This window comes from Vibrio sp. A1-b2 (assembly GCF_021726015.1).
GTDB classification, from domain to species: domain Bacteria; phylum Pseudomonadota; class Gammaproteobacteria; order Enterobacterales; family Vibrionaceae; genus Vibrio; species Vibrio diazotrophicus.
In genome coordinates this window covers 59,945-77,415 of record NZ_JAKKCI010000002.1, presented here as the reverse complement: position 1 = coordinate 77,415, position 17,471 = coordinate 59,945, and the positions used below count along the sequence as shown (strand labels likewise).

Below are 17,471 nucleotides of genomic sequence, written 5' to 3'. Positions count from 1 at the left end.
CAAATAAGGCGCGTTAGCAGAGTGGTTATGCACCGGATTGCAAATCCGTGTACATCGGTTCGATTCCGGTACGCGCCTCCATTTCTCTCTTTTCTATCTCCAAACTCTTTAAATTAAAAAAGTTCAATACTCACTGGCTTTTAAACCTTCTCACAACTATTTCTTGGTATTCATTCAGTACTTAGCGACATTTGAAATGCAATACATATAACTCTCACATCGAGAAGTACATCAATCTGTGAAATATGCGATGACGTTAGTGGGTCTGAAGTGGCTAGAAGATGCCATGTGTTAGATTTTAAGGTCGATACTATAGAAAACGCAGAACATGCCATACAAAATGTTTTAGCTGCATTTTGGAAAAGGTCAAAGATAAACACACAGCCCAGAAGTCTTTGTGGTGTGGGATAAATGTACAAATTGTTGCTCATCTATACGTTAGAGTTGTTTTATTCAGCAGTCGGTAAATAAGTTGATAGTTTTTTATTGACCTTGGGGCTGATTTCGCTAAAGTACGCCTCGTTCACACAGCAATGTCGTGAACAGATGGTGTCACCATCGCAGTATGCGTTGCCCTGGTGGTGAAATTGGTAGACACAAGGGATTTAAAATCCCTCGACTTTCGAGTCGTGCCGGTTCAAGTCCGGCCCGGGGCACCATCCAAATAAGGCGCGTTAGCAGAGTGGTTATGCACCGGATTGCAAATCCGTGTACATCGGTTCGATTCCGGTACGCGCCTCCACTTTCTCTTAGTACTCTCTCAAATATCTCAAAAGACTCTTTCTCTTATCGTAGTCACTTAGATAAACGTCTTCGCGATGATGTCACACATTCTCAATAAGCAATAATCGTGTAACTTTCAGCTTTAGGCTGTGGTATGGTTTCGTTTGTTTCGAGGCTGTTATTTGGCTCAATGTTTTGCGTTTAGAAAGTACACTCTATAAGGGTACCAACATCAATATGGAAAAAATCGCCATTCTCGTAGATGTGCAGAATGTCTACTACACCTGTAAAGAACGTTATCAACTTAACTTCAATTACAACCAGTTTTGGCAAAAAGTGACTCATGGGCGCACCGTAGTGAAAGCCAATGCGTACGCTATTGCCAGCAAAGATGCGGGTCAACGTCAGTTTCACCATATATTGCGTGGTATCGGTTTCGAAGTGATGTTAAAGCCGTTTATTCAACGTAGGGATGGCAGTGCTAAAGGCGATTGGGATGTGGGTATTACGCTTGATGCAATTGAGCTAGCAGAAGAAGTTGATGTGGTTGTGTTGGTTTCTGGTGATGGCGATTTTGACTTGCTCGCCAAACGCATCCAACAAAGATTTGGCAAGCAAGTAGAAGTTTATGGTGTACCCGGTTTAACAGCGAACAGCCTAGTAGAAGCCGCTGACAGATACATTGCTATTGATGACGAGTTACTACTCTGGTGATTGAGTCTCACTTTGTTCAATAGCTTGTGAAGCTTCTTCTGCTTCCATTTTAGCGCGCTCTGCTTTAGAGACATAGCGAGGCTTATTACTTTTATTAAGCTTCGCATTTTGTTGCTTAATCTTCTTTTTTAAAATTTGGTTGATCTTCTTTTTACGGTTCATGATTTTCACATCTGAGGAACATGAGGGAGGGGAGCTTAATGGTTTTGAACACTAAGCTCAATAGCCAGTAAGAAATTAACCAGGCTGTTATTCAATAGGGTGTAATAATGACAAAACCCAGTTCTATTTTAATCGGGTCATTACAAACAGAATATAAGACCGTAGCTGCGATGATGGGCATCTACTGTCAAAAACACCATAATAGTAAAAATGGATTGTGTGAAGCATGCCAAGCACTGCTCGATTACGCTGAAATACGTTTAGACAGATGCCCTTACGGTCAAAATAAGCCGACTTGTAATCGATGCCCAATCCATTGTTATAAGCCAGAACCGAAAGAAAGCATGAGATTGGTGATGCGATACTCTGGTCCAAGAATGTTACTGCCACATCCTATTCTTGCGATTCGTCATTTGCTACATGAGCGAAAAGAACCACCCGTCACAATAGAAAAAGACGCTTCAAATCGTCATCAACGACTTAAAGCGTCTAATAAGTAGTAATAATCAATAATTCAGATTGCTGCAGGTGGAATGAGTGTGAACGGTTTATTCACCTGCAACCCATTGGCGTTTAGTTTTCATACTTGCAAGTAGCATGTATAGACAGGTCGCCATTTGAATTACGAATAGATACCCCAACAAACCTTGACCATTTTGTAAGAACCAGTCAGCAATGACAGGACCAACCACAGACCCTACGCTATAGCTGAACAGCATCACTTGAGTTGCAGAAACAATGTAACTGGCATCGAGCTTATCGCATCCCAAATTGATAGCGATTGGGTAAAGTGCAAATGTCGCCATACCCAATACAAACAAGCTGATCGCAAGCACTGTTAAGCCAGATTCGAGGAATGGCAGCATAACGGCACCAGAGCCGATTAAACAGAACAATGCCATCAATAAAGTACGACCTAAATATTTCGAAAGCCAAGGAACGCTAGGTTGAATCGCCATTCCACCCAGAATAACTAGAGCAAGCAGCGCACCCATATTGGAATGGTCTAAACCTCTCTTTTCCAGTTCTACAGGCATCAAACCGTAAATAGCACCTAGGGTTAGCCCTGATACGATGCATCCCATAATAGCGGCATGGTTCAACTTGGTCATTTGACGCCAAGACAGGCTTGCCGCTTGTTGTGAAGCTGGTTGTGTTGATTTACCAAAAATCAACACAACAGATGCAATGAGTAACAGCGCTGAGATGGCAAAAAATGGAAGCGTACCGTTAATACCTATGTAGCTAATGCCTAGCTGACCAATTGCGGAACCACCATATAAAGCAGCCATATAGATGCCAAGTCGCTTAGCTCTACCTGATTCATCCCCATGCAGTAACCAAGATTCAACGACGACGAATATACCTGCGACTGTAATGCCAGCGATAAAACGTGAAACCAACCATACAGTTGAATTCGCGACTAAAGGTAAGGTGACAATAGAGACCAGCAGAATCATCAAGAATGCAATGAAAGCATTTCTGTGACCAAGACGGTTTACAGCAGGATCTACGATCATCGCACCGATTAACAGCCCTGCGTAAAACACACTCGCAAGCCAACTCGCTAAACTGGTTTCTAACTGATAATGAGGCAACATAAGGGGGATCAGACTCATTAAATAGCCCGATGCCACTGCATAGAAAGTTAACGCAATTACTGGAACAGAAATGCGTTGAGAAGAAGTTGATACCAACAAGTTGTCCAACGACGTCGCCTCAAAGTTTATAGGGGGAAAGATAGAATTTGCGGCGAATATGGGACTTATGAGAGGAAAGGTAAAACTAAAATTTGTGATCTTTACGATTAATAAATTTTATTAAATATCTAATCTATAAAATACTAAGTTAAGTCGGCATATTATCCTAAAAATAGCCAACTTAACTAGAAAAATTTCACAAGAATTATTTTGCTAAAGCTTGGTTCAGCCATTGATTAAACTGGGATTTAGGAAGCGCACCATTTATGACATCAACTCTTTGTCCGTTCTTGAACACCATAATGGTTGGAATGCTGCGAATTTGGAACTTAGCAGCAAGAATTTGCTGACTTTCAGTGTCGATTTTTACAAAACGTACTGAACCATTTCTTTCATTTGCTACATCTGAAAAAACAGGCGCGAAACCCACACATGGGTTACACCAAGGAGCCCAAAAATCGACAACGACAGGCTGAGAACTTTGCAAAATAGCCTCAAAATTAGCATCTGTACCTTCTATTGGTGAGCCGTCCAGCAAAGGTGTTTGGCATTTGCCGCAATTCGGACTCTCTGATACTCGCTCATTGGGAACACGGTTTAATCCATGGCAAGAAGGGCAGCGTGTATTGAAGGTAGACATAGTTTCCTCTCAAATCGTGATTTGTATTTATGGTCTTTACAGCTCTTTATGGCAAATAGCGCTATATGGTAAATGAGCGTATAATCCGCCCTTATGCCTAATGTTGGGGCAATTGATATAAATACAATAGACAATATCGGTACGTAATTAATCATAGCCTCGGGTTAATTCAACGCTGGTATTGGCATAACAATTATAGATTTGGAACGAGTATGACCAAGTTTTACGCTGAAATTACAGGTTGGGGTAAATGTTTGCCTCCAGCAACTCTTACAAACGAAGATCTGAGTACTTTTTTAGACACCAATGATGAGTGGATTCGCACTCGTACTGGCATCGAAAATCGTCGTATTAGCCACGTTAACACGTCTGACTTGGCAACCGTTGCTGCTAAGCAAGCTTTGGCGTGTGCTGGATTAGAAGCTGGCGATCTTGATTTGATTATTGTTGCCACCTGTTCTCCAGATACCTTGATTCCGAATATTGCGTCGAAAGTTCAACTGAATTTGGGTAACAAAGGAGCGGCTGCGTTTGATATGAATGCTGCTTGTACTGGTTTCCTTTACGGCTTAGAAACCGCGACTCGTTTGATTCAGGCGGGTAACTACAAGCATGCATTAGTGATTGGTGCTGAACGTCTTTCTTTCTATCTAGATTGGACTAAGCGAGACACCGCAGTTTTGTTTGGTGATGGTGCTGGTGCAGCAATATTAAGCCGTACGGAAGAGACGCTTGGTTTGCAAGATGCGCAAATCGGTTGTGATGCTGAAGGTCGTGATATTTTGGCAGTGCCTAAGTTTGGGACGGCAATGGATCGTTTCGCGGCTGATAATGGTCATTGGGATTTTAACTTCATTGGTAAAGACATCTTTAAACGCGCGGTGCGTGGTATGGGTGCCGCGTCTCAACAAGTACTGCAAAGAAGTGGTTTAACTAATGATGATGTCGATGTGGTGATCCCTCATCAGGCAAATATTAGAATCATCCAAACCTTATGTGATGTGTCTGGTATCAGCCAAGACAAAGCCTTCGTCAATATTCACAAGTATGGCAATACTTCTGCAGCGACGGTTCCAATTGCTCTTTGTGAAGCGCTAGAACAGGGTAAGGTTAATCCAAACGACAATATTCTTGTGGCAGCTTTCGGCGCAGGACTGACGTGGGGAGCCGGCCATATCCGATGGGGTCAGCGTGTTACTCCTGTCAACACAAGTGATGCTGTGTTACCGGAATGCGATAAGTCAGCACTAGAGCTACTGCATGATGCGATTGAACACTGCAAACGAAAATCTGCCGAGTAAACAGACTCTTAAACAGTCACTTCAATGAAATCAAAAAGGAACTCAATGAGTTCCTTTTTTACATTTTCAGTCTGAAATCCTACAACTGTATTCTTAGGTCAATATTCAGAACGTGTGAAACAGAAAGTAATTAAAATAAATCTCAAATATAAGAATAGTCCTACAGCACATATGTGGAATGCACATCACGAAATAAGGTAGTATTTTTGCAAACATTCTATGCAACTAAGAAATATACTTTTACTGCTTTTTATTCATAGGTTTAGTGGAATTGTTCTAGACTGAAACTAAATGGAATTCACAGCTAAAAGTTAAATAGACTCTTAGTGAAACAGAATAATTAGATAATCAAGCAATCAGTAATTCATTTTTCAGACGTTTGAGGCAGACTAGGTATGACACCGAGAAAAGTATTAAAGCTTGCGGATGACGGCTACGCAACGCTGTTAAAGATGGTTGATTTCCTTCTTATTAATCTCATGCTAACGAGTATTATTAAATCGCTTGGTGATCATGAAACGGCAATAGATATTCTAGCAGCATTTATTTTCTCGGTTATTTTTCTTTTAGTCGGAGAGTACTGCAAACTCTACAGCTATCGAACTCTACGTCGCATTAGGGCTTCGTTTTTTCGATTGCTTGCAACGTTAACCATCTCAGTTTTAGCCATGGAAGTGGTGAAGTACTTCTTCAAGAATGTGGATGGCGTGACCATCACAAACCTAAACCCAACGGTCTTTGCTTTTTGGTATGTATTAGCATTTGTTGTGCTGGCAGCGGCTAGGGTTTTGCCAATTGCCACTGTACGAACCTTCCGTCAGAAAATGAACCAGAAACAGCGTATAGCCATCATAGGTATGACACCGGCTGGTATTGCTATTTCCCGTTCACTGCTCAGTGACTACCATCTGAACGATATTGAGCTCGCGTATTATGACGACCGAGGTGAGCAACGATTCGGTTATCTGACCAAAATTCCCTACAAAGGAAAAGTTGATGTACTGCTGGAAAAAGCTCGCAATGGCGAAATTGATGAAGTGTATGTCGCTTTGCCTATGGTGGCGAAAGACCGCATTCGTCACTATTTAGAACAACTGTCTGACAGTACGGTGGATACCTATCTCGTTCCAGACCTGTACACCTACAACATCAGTATTTCGAAAGTGAAGTCTGTCAATGGTGTGCAAACCTTTAGTGTTTTTGGTTCACCTTTTGATGGGGTGGGTGCTGCTATCAAGCGAATCGAAGATATTATCATCGGTTCAATGATTACACTGATGATCTCTCCCGTTCTAATAGCCGTGGCGATAGGTGTAAAAATGAGTTCGCCAGGCCCTGTGCTCTTCAAACAAGATCGTTATGGTTTGGGAGGCAAGAAAATCAAAGTGTGGAAGTTCCGTTCCATGAAAGTGATGGAAAACAGCGATGTTGTTACACAGGCGACCAAAAACGACCCTAGGGTAACCAAGTTCGGCGCCTTTATTCGCAGAACGTCACTAGACGAGTTGCCTCAGTTCATTAATGTGCTTCAAGGTTCCATGTCGATTGTTGGCCCCCGACCTCATGCTGTTGCTCACAACGAAGAATACAGAAAAATAGTTGATAACTATATGATTCGACACAAAATTAAACCTGGCATTACCGGTTGGGCGCAGATAAACGGCTATCGTGGTGAAACAGAAACCGTCGACAAGATGGAAAAACGCATTCAATACGACATCCAATACATGCAAAACTGGACGTTGTGGCTTGATATTAAAATTATCTTTTTGACCATTTTTAAAGGCTTTGTCAGTGAAACGGCATACTAGCTTTTTACTGTGTGTGGGCAGCTTGTTGGTTAACGTATCTGCCCACGCTGATTTGAAACCAAAATCGCATATTGGAATCGCAGGTATCGACTTCCAGAGTCAAGTCGGTACTGCTTATGGTATTGATGACAACGTCACGTTTCAGATTGATGATGAAGATAAAATAGAGTCGAACTATTTGACCGTTTCGCCTGAGTTAAAAGCCATCGGAGAAAGAGGAGAAGACCAGTACCTCCTAATGTATAAGGGCGACTACAACCGCTACCAAGATTCTCATGAAGATGACTCTGACAGTCACTTCATGATGTTCGATGGTTACTGGCGCTACGGGCTAAGACACGGACTCAAGTGGAATGTCCAACAGGGTTATGGAAAAGAGAAAAGAGGGCTTGGTTTAACAGAAGGATTTGATGAGTCTCAGATGGAACACTATGGCTTTGGTGACTCTGGTCTGGATTATTCACAATTTAATACCAGCCTTCGCTATAGCTACGGTGCGCCAAAGGGGCGTGGGAAACTGGATGTCATGCTACAGACTAAGTCTTTTGGTTATGATGACAAAGACCATATTCAAATCGCGGATAATGATTTCTATCAATACGTTTTGGAACAAGAGTGGCAAGAAACCACAGGTCTGATCGAGCTGTTTGACCAATACAGCGACGACAGTCGATTTCGCTACAGTTTGATTACTAACCGTCGTCACTATCAGGCGAACAAACGCAAAGACAGTAACGAATATTATCTGTTGTTTGGCATTAAAAGCGTCAGAAGCGGTAAAACAACCATTGATGCGGATATTGCCGCTTTGTACAAAGCGTTTCCCGAAAATGACCGCTCAGAAAGTTTTCTGGGAGCCAACTGGAATGTCGCGCTGGAGTGGAAACCGTTAAAGCACGATATTTGGTCTCTGCATACCTCTCAACGTGTCAAAGACCCGAGGCAAGAAGGTGGTTATATTCTTGATGGGATTTACGGCATTTCTTGGCAGCATTTTTGGTGGGTAGATCGCTTTTCTACCACCATTAGCTATGAATATGAGACGGAAGACTATCGTATTGAAGACAACAATCGATACGACAAAACCAAAACCGCGAAGTTTGCGATTGGTTATGATTTCAGACCGTCGATTCGCTTCGAAATGAATTACCAGTGGAAAAAGTTCAGCTCAAATGAAGACATAGATGTACTCAACATCGGTGAATTTGATCAGTACTCGATTATCAGACGATTAGGTTACGACCAATCGTATGTCGAGTTGCAGTTAAAGGTGCAAATATAGATGCGTAAATGGTTGGTATTCCTTCTTACTTTGATTATGGCTTTGCCTCTAATGGCTGAGGAAGCCGCACAGCAAGGTTCAGTGGCAATAAATGAACAGCAGGCATCTGCACAACAAGCGAATCCTCAAGTAGATGATAACTTGGATGATTACTTATTGGGCACCGGCGACAGAATTGAAATCATCGTTTACGGTGAACCTGATATGTCTATGAAGTTTAAAGTGAGTAAGTCGGGCGTGGTTAACTTTCCTTATATTGGTGACGTTGTTATCTCTGGTCGTACGCCAAGTGCCATTGAAGCTGAGATAGAAGAACGTTTGCGAGGTGATTACCTATTGAACCCTATGGTCACCATTAACATGGAATCGTTCCGTTTGTTTTATATTTTTGGCGAGGTGACTTCCCCTAACGGTTATGAGTTTCAACCGAGATTAACGGTAGAGCAGGCGATTGCGATTGCTGGCGGTTTTACTGACCGTGCTGACCGAGATGACATCAGTATTCGTTCGGGTACGACAAATGAAGTAATTGAAGACGTTGAGCTCACTCATCCTGTGCAGCCTGGCGATACCGTAATCGTAGAGCAGAGTTTTTTCTAATATGGCAGTAGGCATGATTGAAAATGGTCAAAAGATGGAAAGCAGCATCGATTTTGCACCATTTATAAAAGCATTAAAGAAACACTGGTGGAAGATATTGCTCTTTACTGTCGTGGTAACGGGAGCTTGCTTTCCGCTGATTTCTGGTATGAATTCCAAATATGTGTCTACTGCAACGGTATTGATCAAAGCGCAAGAAGACAACGCCACGCCAATTGATAATGTGGACGGATACGATTCAACTCGCTCTCCTTACTACGTTACGCAATTTAATCTGATGCAATCTCGTGTTGTTCTGGAAAAGGCCATCAAAGATCTCAATCTCAATGAAGATCCTCGATACAACGGTGGCGTAACGGTAGATGACAGCATTAGAGAATTGCCAATGACCGAAGCTGATTTAATGAATGCTACGGTTAAAAACATTCGTAAACACCTCTCTTTTTCAGAAGTACGTTTAACGCAGCTGGTGCATGTTTCTTTTGAATCGGAAGATGCTGAAGAAGCCGCACGAATCGCCGACGGTATTGCTCAAGCGTTTATTGAGTATACCGTTGATAAAAAAGTAGAGAAAACCCTAGCCGCTCAACAGTGGAATGAGCAGCAGATGGAAGAACTGCGCAAGCAAGTGGCAAGTAAGAAAAAGGAAATGGAGCAGTTTCTTAACAAAGAAGGCTTGATTACTTTTAAAGGCATTGATGGTTTTGAAACGCAACAACTCAGCATTATGACGGAGCGTTTAGCCAATGCCACTGAACGCCGAATGCTTGCTCAATCTCATTATGAGCTGGTGGTACAGAATTTAGATGCACCGCTGGAAGATCTCGCTTCTATTCCTGAAATCTCCAGTCATCCACAGTTACAGGATTTGCGTATCGCAATGATTCAGGCGAAGCGAACGTTGTTTGATTTACAAAATCGCTATGGGCCGAAACACAACAAAATCCTTGAAGCTGAAGCGCAGATTAGGGCGATTGAAGTTCAATTCCGTCGTCTGCTGGTAGAACTGAAATTAGGACTGTACAAAGAATATCAAGCTCAGTTGGCGAAAGAGAATCGCTATAAAGCGCTGTTGAATGAACAGAAGAACGGCTTCAAAGCATTAGTGGCGAAACGTGATACTTACGAAAGTATGCAGACTGATTTGCAAAAAACGGAAGACCTATACAAAGACATGTTTTTACGCAGCAAAGAACAAGAGCTTTCTTCTACTTATCGTGAACCAGATGCTGTCTTATATGACCCGGCCGCAGTTGCCAAAACGCCAGCAAAACCGAACAAATTGTTACTACTGGCAATGGTGTTCATTATGTCATTCACGCTATCCACTTTGTTCGTGATTATTCGCGCTGCAATGGATCAGAAGGTCTACAACCTGACACAGGTCTTGAAAAAATTAGGTTTGAAACCATTAGCTGACTTACCGGAAATGGGGCAAACAGAGGACAGAAACGAACTCGTTAACCTAATTCGAAGTAATCCTTATGCGATGGAATCATTTCACGGCATAAAAACTGCGATTCAACTAGCATCACCGTCAGCTTATTGTTTAGGTGTTGTCTCCAGCACTGAAAAGGAAGGGGCGACGCTAGTTTCACAGTTACTGGCCGACAGTTTAAGCCGTAACCATAAGACGCTTTTGTTGGATCTCGATTTTCGCAGTGAAACAGGCTTGTCAATGTTGCCTGAGTTTCTTCCACAAGCGGACGAGGCGATGAATGGTGCAACAGAAGCTAAAGGTGCAGCTCAATGGGCTGAAGGGGCTAGTGACAATCACAAGCCACTGTTTATCTCTCTCAATGATAAGCTCGATTTCTTGCCGCGTGGGGTTCTTGAACAGTCACCGTTGGTTTATTTCTCTAGTGAGCAGTTTCTGCACATGATGCAAGAACTGCCAGAGCTTTATGAACGAATCGTAGTGAACTTGCCAAGCCTTACGGACAACAAAGATACCCAGTTAGCCGCTAAAACATTAGATGGAGTCGTTGTGGTGATGCAAGCCGCTTCTCGCTCGGTTCCAGTTATTCGCCAAGATATCGAGAAGTTAAATCAGCCTGATATCAATACCATTGGCGCGGTGTTAAACCGAGTTCAAGCGGATAACTTACAAAGTGAAGAAAGTAAGCAGTTTATTTCTCAAGGCAGTTTTTCAGCGCTGTTAGCTGAGGATTAATCGCATGGGGCTGATCAAAAGTATCTCAACGATTGCCAGCTCTTCGATGCTCACCCAAGTGATAGGGGCATCTTCCATCTGGTTTGTGTCAAATCGCTATGGTATGAACGAAGTCGGTATTTACGCCATGGTGTACAGCATTGTATTGATTGGTGCACAGATATGTACTTTTGCTTCGCAGCTTTTGATTCCAAAACAGCAAGATGAACATCTCGCGCAAAACATCGTGTTTTGCCTTCTTCAGACCGTGGTATTAGCCATTCCGTTTACCGCAGTTATTGTTTGGCTATTCAATAAACCATTTGCACTCTACTATCTGCTGACTCTTGCTCATGCTTGGATTTTGATCTCTGAAAACCTGCTATTGCGTGATGAAAAAATGAAGCTGCTAGCATTTCAGCGTCTGCTTGCTTCTGGCTTAGTTTTAGTGTGTGTGTTGATGACTCCAACAGCTGAAATGCTTTACTGGAGCTGGGCGATTGCGCTGATTGTTATCGTTTTTCTATGGTTACTTTACTCGATGCCATTTCGACGGATGGCATGGAATCAATGGGGCTGGTCATCCAACAGAGATTTCTTTAAGCGTAATAAACAACACATTGTCAGTATCGGTAGCGCTGAAGTGTTGGCTATGGCAAACAGTAATTTGCCGACAGTTCTCATCAACTATTGGTTTTCTGCGGTAACGGCAGGCTATTTTGCGATTGTTAGCCGATTTTGTTTATCGCCAGTTGTGATTGTAGGGAATGCGGTACGCAATTCTATCTTCTCTAAATGGTCGTTAGATTTTCGCCATCAGCGTTTCAATTACCCGGAATTTATAAAGGTACGCAAACTTCTTTTCGTCCTTGGTCTCATTGCTACTGCTGGCGTCTTTATCTTCTATCCGATCGTGATGGAATTCGCAGCGGTTAAAAACTGGATCACTCACGAATGGGTAGAATCGATTCCAACTTCACGTTATATGCTGCCTTATCTGTTCCCTGCATTGGCTATTTGCCCACTCACTGTTATTGAACTGGTGTTTGGATCTCCCAAGTATTTCCTGCGTATTCAACTTGAGCAATTGGCCGTTGTTATCGTGGCTTTTGTCATCTTGCCTTATTTCTACAACGACTACGCGTATTCAGTGATGACTTATGCGGTGCTTTCGGCTGTACGTTATGGATTCATTTATTTGAAAGTGAATCAACGGGCTCGTTCTATGCGAGAAGGAATGGACGCCAAGTGAACCTTAGTTTAAACAGCGGGCTTTACCTCCAAGTTGTTACATTAACCACACTGATATTTTGTGGAGTCGTGCAGTATTTCACGGGGATTGGCGCGGTTCTTTGGCTGCCGTTTTTGATGACCTGTTTAATGGTACTGCTGCTACCAATGCAAACTCGTTACAGTACCTTTTATCTGGACAACAAAGAACGCGTTTTATTGGTGTTGTTCGTGAGTTTGTTTGCGTTGGCAACCGTATCAACAGTATTGCAAAGCGGCATCAAAGTAACGATTGTCGGTATGAAAAACGAGTTAGCAATATCGCTGATTATGTTTTGTCTGTTACTGGGCTTTGTGCGCGAGTCACAGATTTATAGGATTACCAAAGCGCTCTATTGGGTGTTCTATATTCAGTTCCCCGTCATCTTGTACCAGATCCTGATTGTTGTTCCCAAACGCGTCGCCTTTCGTGGTGAGTATGAAAAGTGGGATGCGGTTGTGGGCACGTTTGGTGGTGACCCGATGAAAGGCGGGAACACTGCCGCCATGGGCTTGTTCTGTTTACTGATCATGCTGCTTAAGCTTTCTGAATATAAACATGGTCTGACAACGAAATTAAACACCGGTCTTCACATCATTGCGGCATTTATCTTGTGTATTTTAGGCGAGGTGAAATTCGTTATTCTGATTTCACCGTTCTTGCTGGCGTTCGTCTGGTTTTCGCCAAGCTATCTGGCTGGAATGAAACGGCTCGATCTTAAAACTGCTTTGATGATCATCGGCGGTTTATTCTGCCTTATTTCTCTTGCGATCATGATATTGGCTGCGTCTTATTCATCCGCATTTGCGGGTAGTTCAGATAAAGGCGCTTTGGACATCTTTATCGACTCTTTGTCATATGTGTTCGACCCAAATTACATCATGGCAGAAACCGGAGAACTGGGGAGGATGACCACCATCTTCTTTTGGGGAGAACACAGTGACTTGTGGGGACTACCAAGCCAGTTGTTTGGATATGGTCTCAATGCTACCAACCGAGGCAGTACCGTTGCGCCAGGGTTTTTAAATATCATCTTTAACGTATTTTTGGATTCAACATCATTGAGCATGTTGCTATGGGAAATGGGTTTGATTGGAACTTTGCTGTTCTTTGGCGTCGTCGGCTATACCTTACGGATAGTGATGCCAAAACCACTTATTCCCAGAGACAGAGTTACGCAGGAAGACGTGCGTTTACTTTCCTTCCAGCCAGCGTTTATTGCCTTTGGTATTGCTGGGCTTTTGAGTCTTCCTTACAGTCAAACTCTGATGATAGTGCCGATGCCGCAGTTTCTGTTCTATTTTTCATTAGGTGCTGCCTTAGTTATCCGGAAGTCAGTATTAACAATAAGTGAGCCTTCTTATGGGTGAAGATATTAAAATCAGTGTCATTATCAAAACGTATAATGAACAGGCTGGGATCGCGAAAACTATTACCAGTATTCGCGAAAATTTATCCAATTACTCTCATGAGATTATTGTCGCCGACAGCCTGTCGTCAGACGATACTCAAGCGATAGCTCTGGAACATGGAGCCAAGGTCGCCACATTGGTTAATGGTGATGAACGTTGTTGTGGTGTAGGGCATCAGCTAGGCTATCTTCATGCACAAGGCGAGTTTCTTCTTCTCATGGATGGAGATATGGAACTGGCGCCCGGCTTTATCGAGCAGGGGATTGCTTATTTAGATACTCACCGCGATTACGCTGGCGTAGCTGGTATGGTTGAAATGGATGATGCACAAAGCTACGAGTTCAAGTCCCGTAAGCAGCGTATTCACAAGATCTATCCTGTAGGCGATACTTCCCATCTTGGTGGAGGCGGCTTATATCGACGTTCTGCCATTGAAAAAATCGGTTATTTAACCAATCGCAATCTACATGCATATGAAGAAGCAGAACTGGGTATGCGATTAAAGCATGCGGGTTACAAGCTGCACCGACTGGCTGTTCCATACTTCTCTCACACTTCTTATGACATGTCTTCCATCGAACTAATGAAATATCGCTGGAGAAGTGGCTATTTGTTTGCTTCTGGCGAACTATTAAAAAGTGCTTGGGGAAAGCCGCATTTTAAAGATGCGCTGCTCGTAGTTAAGAACGAGGCGATCTTTACCCTTTATTTGTTTTTACTGGCGATATCCATTCTGACTTTCCATGCAAAAATTATCTCGATTGCGCTACTGCCGTTGGTGGCTTTCTTTGCGCTGAAAGCAATTAAGAACCGATCATTAAGAGATGCTCTACAAAGTGTGGTGAATCTGAGTGTGTTTTCTGCAGGGCTTATTCGAGGGTTGAGCTGTCGTTTAAAAGATCCCAATCAAGCGCCTGATAACCGACTGATTAAGGGAGAACAACAATGAAAATACTTCTAGTAAACAAGTTCTTCTTTATGAAAGGCGGAGCTGAAACTGTGTTTTTTCAGGAACGCGAGATGTTAGCGCGCTCAGGAGCAACGATTATAGATTTCTCAATGCAGCATGAGAAAAACATTGAGTCGGCTTTTAGTGACTATTTTGTTTCTAACGTTGATTACCATGACGGCAAGAAGAGTTTGTTAGGCAGCGTGAAAACGGCGATTAATTTTATTCATAACAGTGAAGCTTGTGAGAAGTTAACAGCCTTAATTACCAAAGAGCGCCCTGAAATTGTTCACTTTCACAATATCTATCATCAGCTGACGCCATCGATCATTAAAGTCGCCAAGTCATTAGGCTGCAAAACGGTGCTGACAGCCCACGACACAAAAATCGCATGTCCAAGTTACACCATGTACCGAGATGGACATACCTGCGAAGCTTGTTTGAAAGGTTCGGTATGGAACGCGTTTAAGTATCGTTGTCAGGAAGGTTCGCTGTTTAAGAGTGCGTTATTATCGCTTGAGGCTACTTATCAATCATTGGCTAAGAACTACCAAGCTGTGGATGTGATCGTTTCGCCTAGTGAGTTTCTCGCCAACATTATTCGCCAAAAATTACCCCATAATCGTATTGAAGTGGTTGTGAATGGCATAGATGAGCATGTTGAGCGAAATGGTGTAAAAGACGGTCGATACTTCCTCTATTTGGGACGCTTAAGTGTTGAAAAAGGCGTAGCAACTTTGGCTGAAGCTTATCAACGTTCTAAGCAGGAGATGCCATTAAAAGTGGTTGGCGACGGGCCTTTGTACAATGAGTTGGTCGCTAATTACGACAATATCGATTTTCTCGGTTTCCAAAGCGGCGATACTCTACACTCGTTGATCAAAGAGTGCAGTGCAGTCATTGTTCCTTCTGAATGTTATGAAAACTGTTCTATGTCGGTTATCGAAGCCATGGCTTATGGCAAGCCGATCATCGGCGCCAATATCGGTGGCATTCCAGAACAAGTAAGAGAAGGTGTAGAAGGGCGTTTGTTTGAATCTGGGAATCCAGATTCTTTAGCACAAGTGATGGATGATTTTGCTCAGCACCCAGAGCTGGTTGTTGAGTTCGGGAATCGCGCTCGTCATCGCTTAGAGAACAAGTACTCTCTGGCTCGTCACGAAAATACGCTTATGCATTTGTACCAAGAATTACTGAGTGAGAAATAATATGACTATGAAGATCACTGTACTAGGTACGCGAGGAATTCCAGATGTGCTTGGTGGCGTTGAAACCCATTGCCAGCACTTGTATCCGGAAATAGTGCGACAAACAGGTGCGGAGGTGTGTGTGATTGCACGTTCTCCTTACGTTCCTTATCAGTATTCTGAATACCAAGGTGTGAAAACCAAAGCTATTTGGGCGCCAAAGAAGAAATCACTCGAAGCAATTGTCCACTCAACTCTAGCCGCATTTTCGACCTTAACCGATGGTTCGGATGTGGTGCACGTACATGCCATTGGTCCAGGTTTGGTGGTGCCGTTGCTGCGTCTGCTGGGTAAGAAAGTCGTGTTTACTCACCATGGCCCTGACTACGATCGTCAGAAATGGGGAGGTTTTGCTAAGAAAATTCTGCAATTAGGTGAAAGACTCGCTGCAAAGTGGGCAAGCGAAGTGATTGTGATATCCGATGTGATCAATACTATTATCAAAGACAAGTACCAGCGTTTTGATGCCAATTTAATCTATAACGGCGTGCTTAAAGCTCAGCCGTTGGATAAAGCCATTATTGATAAGTATTTAGCCAATCATGAGTTGTCGGCTAAAGGTTATATTGTGGCGGTTGGTCGATTTGTTGAAGAAAAGGGCTTTCATGATCTTATTGATGCTTATGCAAAATCGGGACTAACCCTGCCATTAGTATTGGTGGGAGATACCGACCACGAAACTGTTTATAGCTCAGAATTAAAAGCCAAAGCGCGCAATACGAAGGGTGTGAAGTTAACAGGTTTTGTCACAGGGGATGAACTGAAAGTACTGTTCTCTCAAGCAAAAGTGTTTGTTATGCCTTCTTATCATGAAGGTCTACCCATTGCACTTTTAGAAGCGATGTCATTCTCACTTCCAGCGATTGTCAGCGATATACCTGCAAATACCGAAGTTGGGTTAAATGAGCAAAGTTATTTTCCGGTTGGTGATGTGAATTCATTGGCAAGTAAACTAGCGAATCTTCCAGAACACTCTGAGGTGGATTATGCCACTTATTTGGAAAAGTATGACTGGGAGAAGATAGCCGCTCAAACTGTTGAAGTTTATAAAAAAGCGCAGAGTTCAAAGTAACTAACGGGTATTAACAAGTGTCGTCTAACAACCGCTCAGACAAAGTTATTAAGCAGTTCTATCACACTTTAGATAGTGGTATTGCTGAGACGTTAAATGACGAGCAAAAGCAAGCCATAGAACATGCAGTCAAATCGATGGGGTTGGTCGCAAGACATTCCATTGATATTAGAGAAACCGTTCCTTGGTTCGGTAAACGTTTCTATATTGTATTTCTGTGTGGCAGAGATCATCGAAAAGATGTGCGTGAGCGTTCAAAGTTGGTTCACTTTGTTCTTACGTTATTAATCCTAATAGGAGTGGTATCAATCAGCCTTTTGGCAATGCTGGCTCTGTACTTAATAAAGTCAGCACTTGGTATTGATATTTTTAAGGGATTTTCATTCGGAATTTGGGATTGGTTTAAAGGATTATTATTGTAAATTAACCCCGAGGT

16 protein-coding genes and 3 tRNA genes are annotated in these 17,471 nt (G+C 42.7%); 16 read left to right on the top strand and 3 right to left on the bottom strand.

The genetic code is table 11. From position 1 onward, the window contains the following. The first annotated feature begins 7 nt into the window (after positions 1–7). The 4 genes from L3V23_RS05220 to L3V23_RS05205 all read left to right on the top strand — a co-directional run bounded on the left by L3V23_RS05220 (position 8) and on the right by L3V23_RS05205 (position 1,437). Positions 8–81: transfer RNA gene (locus tag L3V23_RS05220), tRNA-Cys, on the top strand. Between the two features lie 491 nt (positions 82–572). After that, positions 573–659 (top strand) — tRNA-Leu (locus L3V23_RS05215). Positions 660–668: 9 nt separating this feature from the next. After that, a tRNA-Cys gene (locus L3V23_RS05210) sits at positions 669–742 on the top strand. Positions 743–960: 218 nt separating this feature from the next. Next, positions 961–1,437, top strand: a complete 477-nt coding sequence (locus tag L3V23_RS05205; RefSeq protein ID WP_042487275.1) for an NYN domain-containing protein — start codon at positions 961–963, stop codon at positions 1,435–1,437. Here the strand turns inward: L3V23_RS05205 and L3V23_RS05200 are convergent. Beyond that, positions 1,426–1,599, bottom strand: coding sequence for a DUF2986 domain-containing protein (locus tag L3V23_RS05200; protein ID WP_081878729.1), 174 nt, complete (start codon positions 1,597–1,599; stop codon positions 1,426–1,428). The genes L3V23_RS05205 and L3V23_RS05200 overlap by 12 nt on opposite strands. Before the next feature lie 107 nt (positions 1,600–1,706). On the opposite strand from L3V23_RS05200, the gene L3V23_RS05195 reads away from it, so the two are divergent. Continuing rightward, positions 1,707–2,099 (top strand): nitrous oxide-stimulated promoter family protein, encoded by a 393-nt coding sequence (locus tag L3V23_RS05195; protein WP_237291983.1) that lies wholly within the window; start codon positions 1,707–1,709, stop codon positions 2,097–2,099. A 48-nt stretch (positions 2,100–2,147) separates the two neighbouring features. Here L3V23_RS05195 and L3V23_RS05190 read toward each other — a convergent pair whose 3' ends face one another. Beyond that, complete coding sequence (locus L3V23_RS05190) at positions 2,148–3,308, bottom strand: MFS transporter (RefSeq protein ID WP_237291982.1); 1,161 nt, start codon at positions 3,306–3,308, stop codon at positions 2,148–2,150. A gap of 196 nt (positions 3,309–3,504) precedes the next feature. After that, a complete protein-coding gene (trxC, locus tag L3V23_RS05185) occupies positions 3,505–3,939 on the bottom strand; it encodes a thioredoxin TrxC (protein WP_237291981.1) in 435 nt (144 codons plus the stop codon). Positions 3,940–4,151: 212 nt separating this feature from the next. On the opposite strand from trxC, the gene L3V23_RS05180 reads away from it, so the two are divergent. The 11 genes from L3V23_RS05180 to L3V23_RS05130 all read left to right on the top strand — a co-directional run bounded on the left by L3V23_RS05180 (position 4,152) and on the right by L3V23_RS05130 (position 17,457). Next, complete coding sequence (locus L3V23_RS05180; protein WP_102966866.1) at positions 4,152–5,240, top strand: ketoacyl-ACP synthase III; 1,089 nt, start codon at positions 4,152–4,154, stop codon at positions 5,238–5,240. Between the two features lie 395 nt (positions 5,241–5,635). Then, a complete protein-coding gene (locus tag L3V23_RS05175; RefSeq protein WP_102955287.1) occupies positions 5,636–7,051 on the top strand; it encodes an undecaprenyl-phosphate glucose phosphotransferase in 1,416 nt (471 codons plus the stop codon). After that, positions 7,035–8,333: an outer membrane beta-barrel protein gene (locus L3V23_RS05170; RefSeq protein WP_102966865.1), complete on the top strand. Its 1,299-nt coding sequence runs from the start codon at positions 7,035–7,037 to the stop codon at positions 8,331–8,333. The genes L3V23_RS05175 and L3V23_RS05170 overlap by 17 nt, the downstream gene beginning before the upstream one ends. Next, a complete protein-coding gene (locus L3V23_RS05165; protein ID WP_102955285.1) occupies positions 8,334–8,933 on the top strand; it encodes a polysaccharide biosynthesis/export family protein in 600 nt (199 codons plus the stop codon). Between the two features lies 1 nt (position 8,934). Continuing rightward, entirely contained in the window at positions 8,935–11,106 is a 2,172-nt protein-coding gene (locus L3V23_RS05160) for a polysaccharide biosynthesis tyrosine autokinase (protein ID WP_237291980.1), read from the top strand. A gap of 4 nt (positions 11,107–11,110) precedes the next feature. Beyond that, on the top strand, positions 11,111–12,337 hold the full coding sequence (locus tag L3V23_RS05155) for a capsular biosynthesis protein (RefSeq protein WP_237291979.1): 1,227 nt from the start codon (positions 11,111–11,113) through the stop codon (positions 12,335–12,337). Beyond that, on the top strand, positions 12,334–13,725 hold the full coding sequence (locus L3V23_RS05150) for a capsular biosynthesis protein (protein WP_237291978.1): 1,392 nt from the start codon (positions 12,334–12,336) through the stop codon (positions 13,723–13,725). The genes L3V23_RS05155 and L3V23_RS05150 overlap by 4 nt, the downstream gene beginning before the upstream one ends. Beyond that, entirely contained in the window at positions 13,718–14,716 is a 999-nt protein-coding gene (locus L3V23_RS05145) for a glycosyltransferase (RefSeq protein WP_112403693.1), read from the top strand. The genes L3V23_RS05150 and L3V23_RS05145 overlap by 8 nt, the downstream gene beginning before the upstream one ends. Continuing rightward, on the top strand, positions 14,713–15,924 hold the full coding sequence (locus L3V23_RS05140) for a glycosyltransferase family 4 protein (RefSeq protein ID WP_112403694.1): 1,212 nt from the start codon (positions 14,713–14,715) through the stop codon (positions 15,922–15,924). Before L3V23_RS05145 ends, L3V23_RS05140 begins: the two co-directional genes overlap by 4 nt. Before the next feature lies 1 nt (position 15,925). After that, on the top strand, positions 15,926–17,035 hold the full coding sequence (locus L3V23_RS05135; RefSeq protein ID WP_237291977.1) for a glycosyltransferase family 4 protein: 1,110 nt from the start codon (positions 15,926–15,928) through the stop codon (positions 17,033–17,035). 17 nt (positions 17,036–17,052) lie between these two features. Next, a complete protein-coding gene (locus L3V23_RS05130; protein ID WP_042487238.1) occupies positions 17,053–17,457 on the top strand; it encodes a hypothetical protein in 405 nt (134 codons plus the stop codon). Positions 17,458–17,471: the final 14 nt, after the last annotated feature.